Below are 16,401 nucleotides of genomic sequence, written 5' to 3' on the forward strand. Positions count from 1 at the left end.
AGCTAACGGCATGACGATCGGTTCCGGAGCGAAGCAGAAAACTACGCCGTGGAGCAGATTCACCAAAATGTCGGACATTCCCGAGTGGGTCTCGAAGGCCTACATCGAGACCTATCGCGGCCCGCACGATAAAGAACCCGGAGCCACCGAAACCGGTCCCGTCGACCTGAGCATCGCCGCCGCCATCGTCACCCCGGCGCTGCTGGGCGCACACTACCGACTGGGCCAACACCGCCCGCACGGCGAAAGCTGCGTGGCCGTCTACCCGCCCGACGATCCCGCGGGCTTGGGGCCCGCGCTGCAAGTCGTCACCGATCACGGCGGCATGCTGATGGATTCCGTCACGGTGTTGCTGCACCGGCTGGGCGTCTCCTACACGGCGCTGATGACTCCGGTGTTCGAGGTGCATCGCAGCTCGACGGGGGAGTTGCTCAGCATCGACCCGAAAGCGCCCGGCGCCTCGAACTACGTCGGCGAGGCCTGGATCCACATCCAGCTGTTGCCCTCTGTCGACCGCAAGGCACTCGCCGAGGTCGAAAGGGTGCTGCCCAAGGTTCTCTCCGACGTCCAACAGGTGGCGGCCGACGCGGCAGCAATCATCGCCGCCCTGAGCGACCTGGCCGCGAATGTCGAAGCCAACACCGACGGCCACTTCTCGGCGCCCGACCGCGAGGACGTCGCGGCACTGCTGCGCTGGCTGGGCAACGGCAACTTCCTGTTGCTGGGCTACCAGCGTTGCCGGGTACACGATGGTCTGGTCTCCGGCGACGGGTCGAGCGATCTGGGCGTGATGCGCAGTCGCACGGGTTCCCGCCCGCGCCTGACCGACGACGACAAGTTGCTGGTGTTGGCTCAGGCCACGGTCGGTAGCTATCTGCGGTACGGGGCATATCCCTATGCCGTCGGGGTACGCGAATACGTCGACGGCGGCGTGATCGAGCATCGCTTCGTCGGGCTGCTCACAGTCGCCGCGATGAACGCCGACGTGCTGGAGATCCCGTCGATCTCGCGCCGGGTCCGCGAGGCGCTGGCGATGGCCGACAGCGACCCCGTCCACCCGGCCCAGTTGCTACTCGACGTGATCCAGACCGTCCCCCGTTCGGAGCTGTTCACGCTCAGTGGCGAGCAGCTTTTCGCGATGGCCAAAGCCGTGGTGGATTTGGGATCCCAACAGCGAGCGTTGTTGTTCGTGCGCGCCGACCGGCTGCGCTACTTCGTCTCCTGCCTGGTCTATCTGCCCCGCGATCGCTACACCACGGCCGTGCGGTTGCAGATCGAGGACATCCTGGTTCGCGAATTCGGCGGGACGCGACTCGAATTCACCGCGCGAGTCAGCGAATCGCCTTGGGCGCTCATGCATTTCATGGTTCGTCTACCGGAAGATGCGGGCCCGGTCGACGTCTCGGAAACCAACCGAATGCGAATTCAGGCGCTGGTCAGCGAGGCCGCGCGCACCTGGTCCGACCGGCTCATCGCCGCCGCGCCCACCGGCACGGTCTCCCACGCCGACGCCGAGCACTACGCCGCCGCATTCTCCGAGGTCTACAAATCGGCCATCACCCCCGACGATGCCATCGACCACATCGCCATCATCAAAGAGCTGGCGAATGATTCGGTCAAGCTGGTGTTCTCCGATCGCGGGGAGGGACTGGCCCAGCTGACCTGGTTCTTGGGCGGACACGGAGCCTCGCTGAGCCAGCTGCTCCCGATGCTGCAGAGCATGGGTGTCGTCGTGCTCGAGGAGCGTCCGTTCACGGTCATCCGGCCGGACGAATTGCCGGTGTGGATTTACCAGTTCCGGATCTCACCGCACCCGACCATCCGCGTCGCGGAGACGCCCGCCGAGGGCGACGCGATGGCAGAACGTTTCGCCGAGGCGGTCACCGCGATTTGGCACGGCCGGGTCGAAATCGACCGATTCAACGAACTGGTGATGCGCGCGGGGCTGACCTGGCAGCAGGTCGTGCTGCTGCGCGCCTACGCAAAGTACTTGCGGCAGGCCAACTTCCCCTACAGCCAGTCCTACATCGAATCGGTGCTCAACGAGCATTCCTCGACCGCGCGATCGTTGGTGCTGCTGTTTGAAGCGCTGTTCGATCCCCGGACCTCGGGATCGTCGACCGGTCGCGACGCGCAGACGGCCGCCGCCGCGGTCGCTACGGACATCGACGCGCTGGTCAGTCTGGACACCGACCGCATCCTGCGTGCCTTCGCGTCACTGGTACAGGCCACACTGCGGACCAATTACTTTGTGACACGCGAGGATTCGGCCCGGGCCCGGAATGTGCTGGCGATCAAGCTGGACGCCCAGCTCGTCGACGAGCTTCCGCTGCCGCGCCCCAAGTACGAGATTTTCGTCTATTCACCGCGCGTCGAGGGCGTGCACCTGCGGTTCGGCCCGGTGGCTCGTGGCGGGCTGCGCTGGTCGGACCGGCGCGACGATTTCCGTACCGAGATCCTGGGTCTGGTCAAGGCGCAGGCGGTGAAGAACGCGGTCATCGTGCCGGTCGGGGCCAAGGGTGGGTTCGTCCTCAAGCGGCCGCCGCTGCCCACCGGCGACCCCGCCGCCGACCGCGATGCCACCCGCGCCGAAGGCGTGGCCTGCTATCAGCTGTTCATCTCCGGATTGCTGGACGTCACCGACAATGTCGACCATGCAACCGGAAGGGTCAGCCCGCCACCGCAGGTGATTCGCCGCGATGGCGACGACGCCTACCTCGTCGTAGCCGCGGACAAGGGCACCGCCACCTTCTCCGACATCGCCAACGACGTCGCCAAGTCGTACGGATTCTGGTTGGGCGATGCCTTCGCCTCCGGCGGATCGGTCGGCTACGACCACAAGGCCATGGCCATCACCGCCAAGGGCGCCTGGGAGGCCGTCAAACGACACTTCCGTGAGATGGGCGTCGATACCCAGACCGAGGACTTCACGGTCGTAGGCGTCGGCGACATGAGCGGCGACGTGTTCGGGAACGGCATGCTGCTGAGCAAGCACATCAGGTTGGTCGCCGCCTTCGATCACCGGCACATCTTCCTGGACCCCGATCCCGACCCCGCGACGTCGTGGCCGGAACGCCAGCGGATGTTCGACCTGCCGCGGTCCAGCTGGGAGGACCACGACAAGTCGTTGATCAGCGAGGGCGGTGGGGTGTACAGCCGCGAGCAGAAGGCCATCCCGGTCAGCGCGCAGGTGCGCCTGGCCCTCGGCATCGACGACGAGGTCACCGAGATGGCCCCGCCCAACCTGATCAAAGCGATCCTGCTCGCACCGGTGGACCTGCTGTTCAACGGCGGCATCGGCACCTACATCAAGGCCGAATCCGAGTCCGACGCCGATGTGGGCGACCGTGCCAACGATCCGGTGCGGGTCAATGGAAACCAGTTGCGCGCCAAGGTGATCGGCGAGGGCGGCAACCTCGGCGTGACCGCACTGGGCCGCGTCGAGTTCGACCTGGCCGGCGGGCGGATCAACACCGATGCGATGGACAACTCCGCCGGCGTGGACTGCTCCGACCACGAGGTCAACATCAAGATCCTGATCGACTCGCTGGTCACCGCCGGCAAGGTCAACGCCGACGAGCGCAAGCCGCTCCTGGAATCGATGACCGACGAGGTCGCGCAACTGGTGCTCACCGATAACGAGGACCAGAATGATCTGATCGGGACCAGCCGCGCCAACTCCGCGAGCCTGCTCCCGGTGCACGCAATGCAGATCAAGTACCTGGAAGAACACGGCATCGACCGGGACCTGGAAGCGCTGCCGTCGGAGAAGGAGATCGCGCGGCGCACCGACGCCGGCATCGGACTCACCTCACCCGAGCTCTGCACGTTGATGGCCCACGTCAAACTGCTCCTCAAAGAGGAGATGTTGACCACCGAACTGACGGAGCAGGACGTCTTCGCGTCCCGGTTGCCCCGTTACTTCCCGACACCGCTACGGGAACGGTTCACCCCGGAGATCCGCACTCATCAGCTACGCCGCGAAATCGTCACGACGATGTTGATCAACGATCTGGTGGACGCCGCCGGCATCAGCTACGCCTACCGGATCACCCAGGATGTCGGTGTCGGTCCGATCGACGCGGTGCGCACCTGGGTCGCCACCGAGGCCATCTTTGGGGTGGACCATATCTGGCGAGGCATCCGTGCGGCCGATATCCCGGTCGCGTTGTCGGACCGGATGACACTGGATACCCGACGGCTGATCGATCGTGCCGGACGCTGGTTGCTCAACTACCGTCCACAACCGTTGGCCGTCGGCGCCGAGATCAACCGGTTCGCGGCCAAGGTCAAGGCGCTGACGCCGCGGATGTCGGAGTGGCTGCGCGGTGACGACAAGGCCATCGTCGAGCAGGAAGCCGCGTCCTTCGCCACGCAGGGCGCACCCCAAGACCTGGCTTACCTGGTGGCCGCCGGCCTGTACCGCTTCAGCCTGCTCGACATCATCGACATCGCCGACATCACCGAGACCGACACCGCCGACGTGGCCGACACGTACTTCGCGCTGATGGATCGGCTGGGCACCGACGGCCTGCTCACCGCGATCTCCGCGCTGCCCCGCTACGACCGCTGGCATTCGTTGGCGCGCTTGGCGATTCGTGACGACATTTATTCCTCGCTGCGGTCGCTGTGTCTGGACGTGCTGGCCGTGGGGGAGCCGGAGGAAAATGGGGAGGAGAAGATCGCCGAGTGGGAACACATCAGCGCCTCCCGGGTGGAGCGGGCGCGCCGCACGCTCACCGAAATCTACGAGAGTGGCGCTAAGGATCTCGCGACGCTGTCGGTGGCCGCGCGACAGATCCGACGCATGACCCGCACCAGCGGGCGGGGGACGTCGGGGTGACCGTCGGGTATGTCGCGCAGGTGCCGGTGCGGTGGTCGGACATCGACATGTACCAGCACGTCAACCACGCCACGATGGTCACGATTCTCGAAGAGGCGCGGGTCCCCTTCCTCAAGGACCCGTTCGGTGCCGACATCACCACGATCGGGCTGTTGATCGCCGATGTGCGGGTCACTTACAAGGATCAGCTGCGGCTCGCCGATTCGCCTCTGCAGGTGACCATTTGGACCAAGCGACTGCGAGCGGTCGACTTCACGCTGGGCTACGAAGTACGTTCGCTGCACGCCGATCCGGAGTCCAAGCCCGCCGTCATCGCCGAGTCTCAGCTGGCCGCGGTTCACATCGAGGAGCAGCGGTTGGTGCGACTGTCTCCAGATCATCGGGAGTACCTGCAACGGTGGCTGCGCTAGCTGATCGCGGATTGTGGCTGGGTCCGGCATCGAAGCAGGCCCACCGCGCCGATCTGGCTGCATTCGTCGATCACGCGATGCGGCTCGATGACGCCGCGGTCATCCGGCTCCATGCTCGGTCTTCCAGGTTGCTCACGGCATGGATGGCAACCGGATTCGACGTGCTGGCCAGCCGGGTGGTGGTGGGCAAGGTGCGTCCGGTTGACATGACTGTCGCTGCTGATGGATTGGCGCAGGGCCTGTCCGCGATGGACGATTCGGGCTACGTCGATCCGGGCTTTGCGATGGACTCGGCCTGGCGAAGCGCGTTGCCCCCGGAATCCGGTTTCACTTACCTCGACGACGTACCGGCCCAGGTGATGCTGGACCTGGCGCAACGCGGCGCGCGACTCGCCAAGGAGCACAGCAGTTCCCACGGCCCGCCGGTATCACTGCTCGATCAGGAGGTCATTCGGGTCAGCTCCGCCGACGAAAGCGTCGGCCTACCGATGCGCTGTGTGTTCGCGTTGACCGCCATGGGCTTTCTGCCGCAGTCACCGGACGCGATCGACAGCGACGAAATGATCAGGGTGAGGATAATGCCGTCGTGGTTACGTCTGGACGCGAGGTTCGGCTCGGTGTACCGCCGGCGCGGGCATCCATCGCTGGTGTTGCGCTGACCCGCTTTTGCGGTCAGGTCCGGTAGCGCAACCACAACGGCAAAACGGAGTCCAGGTAATCCATGAACTTCTTGAGCCCCACTCGGTGTTGTCCGAACCCGTAGGGATCTTCGGCGTATTCGGGAAACGCAATGCCCAGCCCGAACAGGCCAGGTGCAATGATCCCGTTCTGTTGGTTGTACGGTAGCGGGCCCCACTGGGGCGTGGCGGGCAGCTTTCTCCGTTCGAAGCCGACCGTGTAGACGACGCGGTCGCAGGCTTTGAGCTTGTCGTCGAATTCCGGGCTCGACACCCAGCACCGCTCCAGTCGTTCCGGATATACGCCGTCAATGCTTTCCCGGGCCCAGTCCGCCGCTCGCCCTTTGAGCCCGGTGTCATCGAACAGGATCCAATCATCAAGGTAAATCGCGTATTTCAATGGGCTTTGGTAGAAATTGATCACTCGTTCGACGGGGTGGCGCAGCAGGTGCGGCAAGGCGATCATCGACGAGTGCGATGAGCCGAAGACGGCAACGGTGGCGCCCTCCAGTGGCTGTTCAGCCAGCTTTTCGGGGTCGAGGGCGACTTCGACGGGAATCTCTTCCAGATCCGGATATGAAAGTCTTTTGGGAACAGCTCCGACGGCAAGGACGACGTTGTCGGACACCACTTCTTGCTGCTGCGTCTCGATTCTCCATTGCCGCTTGTGCAGCTCGAGACAGGTTGCCGTCGTTTCAAATACATGTACTCGCTCACGCAGCTGCTGGGTGACCCAAACCAAAGGATCAGCGACCAGGGCGAGGGCACACGTCTCCTCGGGGTCGAGTTCCAGCAGCGGCACGGGCGGTGCCTCCGAGAATCGGAATGCGGCGGAGCCGTTCAGGAAGCTGAGGAACGTCCCGACAATCGTGTTGCTCGACACCGGCCGCCATTTTTGCCCAAGGTCGCCTACGGCAAAGGCAGGATCAATCCAGGCGATTTGTTCCGGTGCGATCCCGTGATCGAGGAGCCGCCCCACTGCGGCAATTCCAGCGGGTCCGGCTCCGATCACTGTCCAGGCGTAGGTCGGCATGTACTAGATATAGAGGAACGAACCTCAAAATGCTGGGCGGTGGCCGTCGGCTACACCAGCCAGGCCGCGCTATCCGGCGGCAACTGACCATCGACTAGCGGGGCGCTGGCAAAGATGAGCTCGCCCGCCGGCAGCGCTATGGGCCGCTTGCCGGAGTTGAGCGCGCACACCAGGCCGCCGCGGCCACGGAAGGCCAACGCTTCGCTTGGTGCGGTGAGCCACTCGAACTTGTCGCCGTCGAATTCCGCACGTTTCCCGCGCAATTCGAGCGCCTTCTGGAAGAACGACAACGTCGACTCGGGATCTCGTTGTTGCTTTTCCACCGTCAGCGCCGCCCAGTCGGCGGGCATGGGCAGCCAGGTGTCGGGCGAGCTGGAGAACCCGAACGGGGGAGCCTCGCCCGACCACGGCAGCGGAACCCGGCACTTATCGCGGCCGCGTTCGGTGTGCCCGGACCGTTCCCACGTCGGGTCCTGCAGCGCCTCCTCGGGCAGGTCCAACACGTCGGGCAACCCGAGTTCCTCGCCGTTGTAGATGAATACCGTGCCCGGCAGTGCGAGCATCGCCATCGCCATGGCGCGCGCGCGGCGCAGCCCGACCTCGCCGCCGCCGTAACGGGTAACCTCGCGGTCCAGATCGTGATTGGACAGCGTCCACGTTGGGATGGCGTTTTGCAGGCCGGTGGCCGCGAGCGAATTCTCGATCGCATCGTGGATTTCGCCAGCATCGAAGTTGATCTTGGTCAGCCGGAAATTGAAGCCGAGATGCAGCTCGTCGGGCCGTAGATACTCCGCCCAGAGGCGGTTGTCCATGACCCAGACCTCGCCGATAGTCACTGCGTCGGGATACTCGTCGACGATCTTGCGGATCCCGCGGTGAATCTCGTGCACGTTCGGGTTGTTGAAGCGCGGATCGTCGTCGGTGTGGGACAACACCTTGACGACTCCCTGCGTGTCCGGCAGGCCGGGGGGCTTGGCCATTCCGTGCGCCACATCGATGCGGAAGCCGTCCACACCGCGTTCCAGCCAGAAGCGCAGCGTCTTCTCGAAGTCGTCGAAGATTTCCGGGTTGTCCCAGTTCAGGTCCGGCTGCTCGGTGTCGAAGAGGTGCAAGTAGTACTGGCCGGGATTGCCGTCGGGTTCGACCACTCGCGTCCAGGCCGGCCCGCCGAACACCGACGTCCAGTTGTTCGGCGGCAGCGCCTGATCGGGACCGAGACCGTCGCGAAAGTAATAGCGTTCGCGCGCGTCGGTGCCCGGACCGGCGGCCAGCGCCGCCTGGAACCACGGGTGCGCCGAGCTGGTGTGGTTGGGCACCACGTCCATGGTGATCTTGATGCCCCGCTGGTGCGCCTCCGCGATCAGCCGTTCGATTGCGCCCATCCCGCCGAACAGCGGGTCGATGTCTCGGGGATCGGCCACGTCGTAGCCGTGGTCGGCCATCGGCGAGACGGTGACCGGGCTGAGCCAAATCGCGTCGATTCCCAGCCACTCGAGGTGATCCAGATGGGCGACCAATCCATCGATGTCACCGACCCCGTCGCCATTGCTGTCGGCGAACGATCGTGGATAAACCTGGTAAAAAACCGCGCTCGACCACCATGCTGCCGGGCTCATAGTGCTCCGTTTCAGTTCGCTAGGCGTTAAAGGCTAGATCAAATAGGGGCATTGACGAGCGAGTTGGCGGCCATTTCCAAATAGTTGAGCAACTCTCGACGGTGCTCGTCGTCGAGGGTCTCCGAATCGATGGACGCCACAGCGGTGTGCATGCAGCGCAACCACGCGTCACGCTCGATCGGCGTGATCCGGAACGGAACGTGACGCATCCGCAGCCGGGGATGTCCGCGCTGGTCGGAGTAGGTGCGCGGGCCGCCCCAGTACTGCTCGAGGAACATCCGCAGCCGCTCCTCGGCGCCCTCCAGGTCGTCCAAGGGGTACAGCTCGCGCAGGATCTCGTCCTCGGGGACCTGTGCGTAGAAGCGCGCCACGATCGTTCGAAAGGTCTCGGCACCGCCGACGGCGTCATAGAACGACTGCTGAACCTGATCCATCGCCTCCATTGTGGTGCATCGGCGGGTTGGCAAAGTCAACCCGGCCCGACTCACTACTTGCTGTTCACCGCTTCGACACGGCTGCACCAGCAATTAGGCGTGCGATTGGCGGCGAATCATGGTGGACTATCCGCGGAGGATTTATGGCGCAGGGCAAGAAACGCCGCAGCCACCGCAGTTCCGGTGCCGCGGCAGGGTTAACCGGACCCCCACCCGCGTCGTCCCTGCATAGTGTTTCCCACCGCCCCACCCTGGGCGCTGAAACCCATCCGCCCTCCCGGCACGAGAGCGCGTCGATCTGGAGTCGCCGCCGGGTGCTGCTGCTGAACTCCACCTACGAGCCGCTGACCGCGCTGCCCATGCGGCGGGCGATCGTGATGGTGATCTGCGGCAAGGCCGACGTGGTTCACCACGATCCGACCGGACCGATCATCCACTCGGCGAGCAGGTCGATCGTGGTGCCGTCGGTGATCCAGCTGCGCACCTACGTTCGGGTGCCCTACCGCGCCCGGGTGCCCATGACCCGCGCCGCGCTCATGCACCGCGACCGTTTCTGCTGTGCCTACTGCGGTGGAAAGGCCGACACCGTCGACCACGTCATGCCACGCAGCCGCGGCGGCGACCACTCCTGGGAGAACTGCGTCGCGTGCTGCTCGACGTGCAACCACCGCAAGGGCGACAAGCTGCTCACCGAGCTCGGTTGGGCACTGCGCCGGACGCCGGTCCCGCCGACCGGACAGCATTGGCGACTGCTGTCGACGGTCAAGGAAATGGATCCGGCGTGGGCCAGGTACCTCGATGAGGGCGCGGCCTGATCACCAAACTTGTGTCCAAACGCGCGACTGAATCGCTCGGTGGGATACGGTTTGCGTCGTGAGCACTGTGGAGATTCACCTGTACTTGGTTGGAATCCCGGCGTTGCTGGTGATCGTTTTGGCGGCGCTGATCTGGTCGCGTAAGGGGCCGCACCCCGCGACCTACAAGATGTCCGAACCGTGGACCCATCCGCCGGTTCTGTGGGCTGCCACCGACGAAGCCGTCGACAGCTCGCACGGGCATCACAATTCGGAGTTCTCGGTCGGAGGTGGCGCCAGTGGCACATGGTGAGGTAGCGACGAGAGAGCCCGCCGGGCTGCCCGTGGGCTGGGCGATCACCACCAGCGGACGGGTGTCCGGGGTCACCGAGCCCGGTGACGTGTCGGTGCACTACCCGTTTCCGACCAAGGACCTCGTCGCGATCGACGACGCCCTGAAATATGGTTCGCGCCAGTCCATGACGCGTTTCGCCATCTACGTCGGCGACCTCGGTAGCGACACCGCCGCACGGGCACGCGAGATCCTGGCCAACGTGCCCACGCCGAATAACGCTGTGCTGTTGGCCGTCTCACCCGACCAGGCCGCCATCGAGGTGGTCTACGGTTCGCAGGTCCGCGGCCGCGGTGCCGAGTCGGCCGCGCCCCTGGGAGTGGCCGCCGCTTCGTCGGCATTCGAGCAGGGCCACCTGGTCGACGGCCTGGTCAGCGCGATCCGCGTGCTCAGCGCCGGTATCTCCCCGGCGTAGTTCGGCCGGCATGAGCGGTTTCCCGTCGCGCGTCGCGGCGAAGGGACGTGACGTCGCGGTGGTGGCCTTCGTGGTCCTTGCCGCGCTCACCGGCGTCGGCAGCTCAAGCCCGGTGCTCGTGGCGCCGGCGATGGCCGACCCGGCCGGGATGTACGGTGACCCGCCCAAGGCGGCCCAATACTGGGCCCCGCAGTCATTCGGCAACAACTGCGTGCTGATGTCGGTGGCCGATGTGGTTGGCCAAGTCACCGGCCAGATGCCGAGCGAGCAGCAGATTATCGACGTGGCCCAGACCATCCCGAGCACCGCCGGAGCGGGAGCGACGGTGTACACCGATGCCAATGGCGACGGCGTCGACACCCGAGATATCGGGGTGTTGTTGACGCACTACGGCATTCATGCCAGTACGTCTGAAGATGCCAAGGGTCAGGCCGCGTTGAGCGCCCTGGAGGCGGCCCTCGGGTCGAGGCACGCGGTGATGGTCCCAGTCAGCAGCGGCACCATCTGGGAAGGCCACAAGCCCAGTGAAGGTGACCATGAAGTCGTTGTGATTGGCGTGGACACCACCAACGGAGTCGCGCACATCAACGACAGTGGCAGCGACGAGGGCCGTGACGAGCAGGTGCCCATCGCCACCTTTATGTCGGCCTGGGGAGCAGGCGATTTCGAGATGACGGTCACCGACCAAACGGTGCAGTGAGCGTTAGCTCTTAGTGTCGGCGTCGAACCGACGCGCCCGCGACGCCCGCTTCACCCCGGCCTGGCCCTCCAGCACCAGGCGGCGCAAGGCTGGCGGCACGTCCGACTCCGGGGCCCTCAGGAACTCCTCGGCGGCGGCAATGCCGTCCTCGCTGATGTCCCACGAGGGGTACAGCCCGATCACTACCGTCTGCGCGACCTCGCTCGAGCGCCGCGCCCAAACGCCGGGGATGGCCTGGAAATAGCGGCCGGTGAAGGGCTTGAGCAACTCGCCTTGGCCGGGCGCTCCGAAGCCCGCGATGATCGCGCGGGCCGACGTGTTGGCCACGGTGTCGTCCTCGACCACCCTGGTGAACACCTCTTCCTTGACCTCACGCTGTGGACGTGCCGCGGCGGCGTGGGCGCCGTTGCGTTTGCCGGTAGCCGTCGGGTCGCGTTGCACCTCGGCATCGATGAACGGAGTCGCCGGCCCGTCGGCGTCGATATCGCCGGCGGCGGCCAGAGCGGTCACGATGCGCCAGCGCAGGTCGGTGTCGATCTCGAGGCCCGCCAGGCCCAACTCGGACGGATCGTGATCGAGCAGGTCGGCCAGCGTTGTGACCTGCCGGGTGGACAGCACCGACGAGCACAGCGTGTTGACGAAGGCCAGCTGGTGGTCCGATCCCGGTTGCGCCGCGCGGGCCAGCTCCAGCACCCGGTCGGCGAACTGCGGCCAGCCGTGCTCGCGGGCCCAGCCCGGCTCGGCGTAGGAGCCAAGCGCCGTTTGGGCCTGCAGCAACAGCCGTTGTGCCACCCCGACTTCCGTCTCGGCCTGCACGCCTCCCGAGACCAGCGCTACGAAATCGCGGGCACGTAGTTCGGCCTCGCGGGTCATCTCCCAGGCCGCCGACCACGCCAACGAGCGGGGCAGCGGCTCGGCGATGTCGGCGATGCGCTCCAGCGCGGTTTGCAGTGACTGAGCGTCCAGGCGCAGCGAGCAATAAGTCAGGTCGTCATCGTTGACCAGAATCAGCTTGCCCGACGAAACACCAACCAGCGCAGCGACTTCCGTCTCCGGACCGTCGACGTCGAGTTCCTCCCGGTGCACCCGCACCAGTTTGCCCGCCTCGTCCTCGTCGTAGATTCCGACCGCCAGCCGATGCACCCGGGTTTCACCCGCCCCCGGAGCGGCGCCGCTTTGCGCGACCACAAACCGGGCGAACTTGCCGTCGGCGTCCACGTCGAATTCCGGGCGCAGGGTGTTCAGGCCCGTGGTTTTCAGCCACTGCTGACCCCAATTCGACAGGTCACGGCCCGACGCCTGCTCGAGCGCGGACAGCAGATCGTCGAAGGTGGCGTTGCCGAATGCATGGGTGCGGAAGTAATCGCGCAGCCCAGCCAGGAAGTGCTCCAGCCCGACGTAGGCGACAAGCTGCTTGAGTACCGAAGCGCCTTTGGCGTAGGTGATGCCGTCGAAGTTCACCTCGACTGCGGCCAGGTCTGGGATGTCGGCGGCGATCGGGTGCGTCGACGGCAATTGGTCCTGGCGGTACGCCCACGATTTTTCGACGGTCGCGAACGTCGTCCACGCCTCGGTGAATTCGGTTGCCTCGCTTTGGCACAGCACCGACGCGAACGTCGCGAACGACTCGTTCAGCCACAGGTCGTCCCACCAGGTCATGGTGACCAGGTCACCGAACCACATGTGCGCCATCTCGTGCAGCACCGTCTCGGCGCGCCGTTCATAGGAAGCGCGGGTGACCTTGCTGCGGAAGACGTAGTCCTCGAGGAAGGTCACCGCCCCGGCGTTTTCCATTGCGCCGGCGTTGAATTCGGGGACGAACAGCTGGTCGTACTTCCCGAACGCATAGGGCAGCCCAAAGTTACGGTGGTAGAAGCCGAATCCCTGCTTGGTCTGGGTGAACAAGCGATCGGCGTCCATGTGCGCCGCCAACGAGTCCCGGCAGTAGATGCCCAGCGGAATCTCGCCGTGCTCGTCGGTGTAGGTGTCCTTCCACTCCGAATACGGGCCGGCGATCAAGGCCACCAGATAGGTGCTCATCCGCGGCGTGATCGCAAAGCTGTGCACGCCGTTCTCGATTGACGCGGTCGCGCCGTTGGAGATCACCTTCCAGTGCTCGGGGGCCACCACCCGCAGGTCGAAGGTCGCCTTGAGGTCGGGTTGGTCGAAGCAGGCGAACATGCGCTTGGCGTCGGCGGTTTCGAATTGCGAGTACAGGTAGGTCTCGTTGTCGACCGGGTCGACGAAGCGATGCAGTCCCTCGCCGGTGTTGGAGTAACGGCAGTCGGCGTCGACGACGACGACGTTGCGGTCGGCCAGTCCGCGCAACGGGATGCCGGTCGATTCGTCGTATCCGGAGATGTCCACCTCGCGCCCGTTGAGGGTGGCGCTGCGAACGGTTTCGGCGGCGAGGTCGATGACGGTGTCGGCGCCGGCGAGGGCTTCGAACACCACCGTGGTGGTGGAGCGGAAGTTTCGTTCGCCGGGCCCGCCGCTACCGTCGGTGACGTCGAGGCTGATCTGGTAGCTGTCGACGGTGACCAGGGCGGCGCGTTCGAGGGCTTGGTCTCGGGTGAGGTTAGGAAGGGCCACCCGTCCAACTTAGTGGCGTCGCGGGCTGCCGGTGCGGAACGGGAACACGCGCGCGGCGACTACGGTTGTGCTGGACGGTGTTTTGACCGTTATTGATCTCTTTCGGAGAGGACTGCGCAATGTCCGACAAGGCCCCCGCGAAAAGCGAAGCCGGTTTCTGGTTCGACCCGCTGTGCCCATGGGCATGGATCTCGTCGCGCTGGATCCTGGAAGTCGAAAAGGTTCGCGACATCGACGTGAACTTCCACGTCATGAGCCTGGCGATACTCAACGAGAACCGCGAAGACCTGCCCGAGAATTATCGCGAGAACATGAAGCGGGCCTGGGGACCGGTGCGGGTCGCGATCGCTGCCGAGCAGGCCCATGGCGCCGGCGTTTTGGCCCCGCTGTACACCGCGATGGGCACCCAGATTCATAACAAGGGCAATAAGGAACTCGAAGAGGTCATCAAGATCGCGTTGGACGAGACCGGTCTGCCCGCCGAGCTGGCCGAGGCCGCCACCAGTGACGCCTACGACGAGGCGCTGCGTAAGAGTCACCACGCCGGCATGGACGCGGTCGGTGACGATGTCGGCACGCCGACCATCCACGTCAACGGCGTGGCGTTCTTCGGCCCGGTGATTTCGCGGATTCCGCGCGGTGAGGAAGCCGGCAAGTTGTGGGACGCCTCGGTGACCTTCGCCGCCTATCCGCACTTTTTCGAGCTCAAGCGCTCGCGCCAGGAGAAGCCGGAGTTCGACTGACATTGTTGCGCCGGGCGGCGTGACACCCCGCGCGTTGCGTCGCCTGGCCCACCGGGTAAGGATTGCGGTCATGCGCGTCTACCTGGGTTCTGACCACGCCGGATTCGAGCTCAAGCAACAGATCATCGAGCACCTCAAGCAGACCGGACACGAGCCGATCGATTGCGGCGCCTTCACCTACGACGCCGAGGACGACTACCCCGCGTTTTGCATCGCCGCGGCGATGCGCACGGTGGCCGACCCCGACAGCCTGGGCATCGTGCTGGGTGGATCGGGCAACGGCGAGCAGATCGCGGCCAACAAGGTCCCCGGCGCCCGCTGCGCGCTGGCGTGGAGCGTCGAGACCGCGTCGTTGGCGCGTCAGCACAACAACGCACAGCTGATCGGCATCGGTGGCCGGATGCACACCGCCGCCGAGGCGCTGACGTTCGTCGACGCCTTTCTCGCCACGCCGTGGTCGAAAGCCGAACGACACCAACGGCGTATCGACATTCTCGACGAGTACGAGCGCACTCACCAGGCCCCGCCGGTGCCCGGCGCGCAGGCTTAAGGACTGCGTTGCCCGAAGGGCACACGCTGCACCGGTTGGCCCGGCTGCACCAACGCCGATTCGGCGGGGCGCCGGTCGCCGTGTCCAGCCCGCAGGGCCGGTTCGCCGGTGCGGCGGCCGCCGTGGACGGCCGCGTGCTGCGTAAGGCCAGCGCCTGGGGCAAGCACCTTTTCCATCACTACGCCGACGGTCCGATCGTGCATGTACATCTCGGCCTCTACGGCACTTTCACCGAATGGGAACACGCCGAGGCGCTTCCGGAGCCGGTCGGACAGGTACGGATGCGGATGGTGGGCGCCGAGTACGGAACCGACTTGCGCGGCCCGACGGTGTGCGAGGTGATCGACGAAGCTCAGGTCAGCGAAGTTGTGGCGAGGCTCGGTCCCGACCCGTTGCGCAGCGACGCCGACCCGGCGGCCGCGTGGGCCCGAATCATGAAGTCCCGCAGGCCTATTGGCGCACTATTGATGGACCAGACCATCATCGCCGGCGTCGGCAATGTTTACCGCAGCGAGTTGTTGTTCCGGCACCGCATCGATCCCTTCCGACCTGGCCGCAATGTCAGCGAAGCGGAGTTCGACGCGGCATGGACCGATCTGGTGGCGCTGATGAAGATCGGGTTGCGCGGCGGCAAGATCATCGTGGTGCGTCCCGAGCACGACCACGGTCCGCCGTCCTACGGCCCCGGGCGGCCTCGGACATACGTGTACCGGCGCGCCGGAGAGCCCTGCCGGGTGAACGGGGGACCCATCCGCACCGCGGTGCTCGAGGGGCGAAATGTGTTCTGGTGCCCAACCTGTCAAAACTGAGCGAGCCGGTTGAATTGACAGGAAACTGACAGGAAGAAACGCTGGCGTCTACAGTTTGGGACGTCGCGCCCTCGGGTACGACCAGGCTCGTGAAAACAATTCCACGTTTTGCTGCAACGATTTTGGCCGGAGCCGCTGTGGGTCTGGCCGGTGTGGGTGTCGCCGCAGACGCTCAAGCGCAGCCAGGCCCCTTCCCGCAGTGGTGCCCGGGGGAGTTCTGGGATCCGGGCTGGGGCAACAACTGGGACTGGAATGGCTGCCATGACTGGCGTGGCGGGCCTCCCGGTTATGGGCCCGGAGGCTGGAACCCGCCTGGACCGGCCGGGGGTCCCGGGTGGGGCCCGGACCGTCCCGGCTGGGGCCCGGGTGGACCCGGCGGTCCCGGCTGGGGCCCCGGAGGACCGCCGCCGCCCGGCTGGCACCCCTGATAGAA

General features: G+C 65.6%; 15 protein-coding genes. 11 read left to right on the forward strand and 4 right to left on the reverse strand.

Annotated elements, in window-relative coordinates:
* The first annotated feature begins 10 nt into the window (after positions 1-10).
* From ACTXG5_RS14465 to ACTXG5_RS14475, 3 genes are read left to right on the forward strand one after another with little or no spacing between them, the layout of a single operon-like run.
* Positions 11-4,843 (forward strand): NAD-glutamate dehydrogenase, encoded by a 4,833-nt coding sequence (locus ACTXG5_RS14465; RefSeq protein ID WP_445159477.1) that lies wholly within the window; start codon positions 11-13, stop codon positions 4,841-4,843.
* On the forward strand, positions 4,840-5,253 hold the full coding sequence (locus ACTXG5_RS14470) for an acyl-CoA thioesterase (RefSeq protein WP_445159478.1): 414 nt from the start codon (positions 4,840-4,842) through the stop codon (positions 5,251-5,253). Before ACTXG5_RS14465 ends, ACTXG5_RS14470 begins: the two co-directional genes overlap by 4 nt.
* A complete protein-coding gene (locus ACTXG5_RS14475; RefSeq protein ID WP_445159479.1) occupies positions 5,241-5,912 on the forward strand; it encodes a hypothetical protein in 672 nt (223 codons plus the stop codon). The genes ACTXG5_RS14470 and ACTXG5_RS14475 overlap by 13 nt, the downstream gene beginning before the upstream one ends.
* A gap of 13 nt (positions 5,913-5,925) precedes the next feature.
* Here ACTXG5_RS14475 and ACTXG5_RS14480 read toward each other — a convergent pair whose 3' ends face one another.
* The 3 genes from ACTXG5_RS14480 to ACTXG5_RS14490 form a co-directional block, all read right to left on the reverse strand.
* Positions 5,926-6,942 carry a pyridine nucleotide-disulfide oxidoreductase gene (locus ACTXG5_RS14480; protein ID WP_445164419.1) on the reverse strand — a complete coding sequence of 339 codons (1,017 nt, stop codon included), beginning with the start codon at positions 6,940-6,942 and terminating at the stop codon, positions 5,926-5,928.
* Positions 6,943-7,013: 71 nt separating this feature from the next.
* Positions 7,014-8,579, reverse strand: coding sequence for a glycoside hydrolase family 13 protein (locus ACTXG5_RS14485; RefSeq protein WP_445159480.1), 1,566 nt, complete (start codon positions 8,577-8,579; stop codon positions 7,014-7,016).
* Positions 8,580-8,617: 38 nt separating this feature from the next.
* Positions 8,618-9,013, reverse strand: a complete 396-nt coding sequence (locus ACTXG5_RS14490; protein ID WP_445159481.1) for a globin — start codon at positions 9,011-9,013, stop codon at positions 8,618-8,620.
* 143 nt (positions 9,014-9,156) lie between these two features.
* On the opposite strand from ACTXG5_RS14490, the gene ACTXG5_RS14495 reads away from it, so the two are divergent.
* The 4 genes from ACTXG5_RS14495 (at position 9,157) to ACTXG5_RS14510 (ending at position 11,274) form a co-directional block, all read left to right on the forward strand.
* Positions 9,157-9,828 (forward strand): HNH endonuclease, encoded by a 672-nt coding sequence (locus tag ACTXG5_RS14495; RefSeq protein ID WP_445159482.1) that lies wholly within the window; start codon positions 9,157-9,159, stop codon positions 9,826-9,828.
* 67 nt (positions 9,829-9,895) lie between these two features.
* Positions 9,896-10,120, forward strand: coding sequence for an aa3-type cytochrome oxidase subunit CtaJ (gene ctaJ, locus ACTXG5_RS14500; RefSeq protein ID WP_313862200.1), 225 nt, complete (start codon positions 9,896-9,898; stop codon positions 10,118-10,120).
* A complete protein-coding gene (locus tag ACTXG5_RS14505; protein WP_445159483.1) occupies positions 10,107-10,574 on the forward strand; it encodes a DUF5130 domain-containing protein in 468 nt (155 codons plus the stop codon). Before ctaJ ends, ACTXG5_RS14505 begins: the two co-directional genes overlap by 14 nt.
* A 10-nt stretch (positions 10,575-10,584) precedes the next feature.
* Positions 10,585-11,274, forward strand: coding sequence for a hypothetical protein (locus tag ACTXG5_RS14510; RefSeq protein WP_445159484.1), 690 nt, complete (start codon positions 10,585-10,587; stop codon positions 11,272-11,274).
* A 3-nt stretch (positions 11,275-11,277) separates the two neighbouring features.
* Here ACTXG5_RS14510 and pepN read toward each other — a convergent pair whose 3' ends face one another.
* A complete protein-coding gene (pepN, locus tag ACTXG5_RS14515) occupies positions 11,278-13,866 on the reverse strand; it encodes an aminopeptidase N (protein ID WP_445159485.1) in 2,589 nt (862 codons plus the stop codon).
* A gap of 119 nt (positions 13,867-13,985) precedes the next feature.
* On the opposite strand from pepN, the gene ACTXG5_RS14520 reads away from it, so the two are divergent.
* The 4 genes from ACTXG5_RS14520 to ACTXG5_RS14535 all read left to right on the forward strand — a co-directional run bounded on the left by ACTXG5_RS14520 (position 13,986) and on the right by ACTXG5_RS14535 (position 16,396).
* Positions 13,986-14,609 (forward strand): mycothiol-dependent nitroreductase Rv2466c family protein, encoded by a 624-nt coding sequence (locus ACTXG5_RS14520; RefSeq protein ID WP_445159486.1) that lies wholly within the window; start codon positions 13,986-13,988, stop codon positions 14,607-14,609.
* Between the two features lie 70 nt (positions 14,610-14,679).
* Entirely contained in the window at positions 14,680-15,159 is a 480-nt protein-coding gene (locus ACTXG5_RS14525) for a ribose-5-phosphate isomerase (RefSeq protein WP_445159487.1), read from the forward strand.
* 8 nt (positions 15,160-15,167) lie between these two features.
* Positions 15,168-15,968 (forward strand): Fpg/Nei family DNA glycosylase, encoded by an 801-nt coding sequence (locus tag ACTXG5_RS14530; RefSeq protein ID WP_445159488.1) that lies wholly within the window; start codon positions 15,168-15,170, stop codon positions 15,966-15,968.
* 89 nt (positions 15,969-16,057) lie between these two features.
* Positions 16,058-16,396 (forward strand): hypothetical protein, encoded by a 339-nt coding sequence (locus tag ACTXG5_RS14535; RefSeq protein WP_445159489.1) that lies wholly within the window; start codon positions 16,058-16,060, stop codon positions 16,394-16,396.
* The last annotated feature ends 5 nt before the right edge of the window (positions 16,397-16,401 follow it).

This window comes from Mycobacterium sp. Dal123C01 (assembly GCF_052566995.1).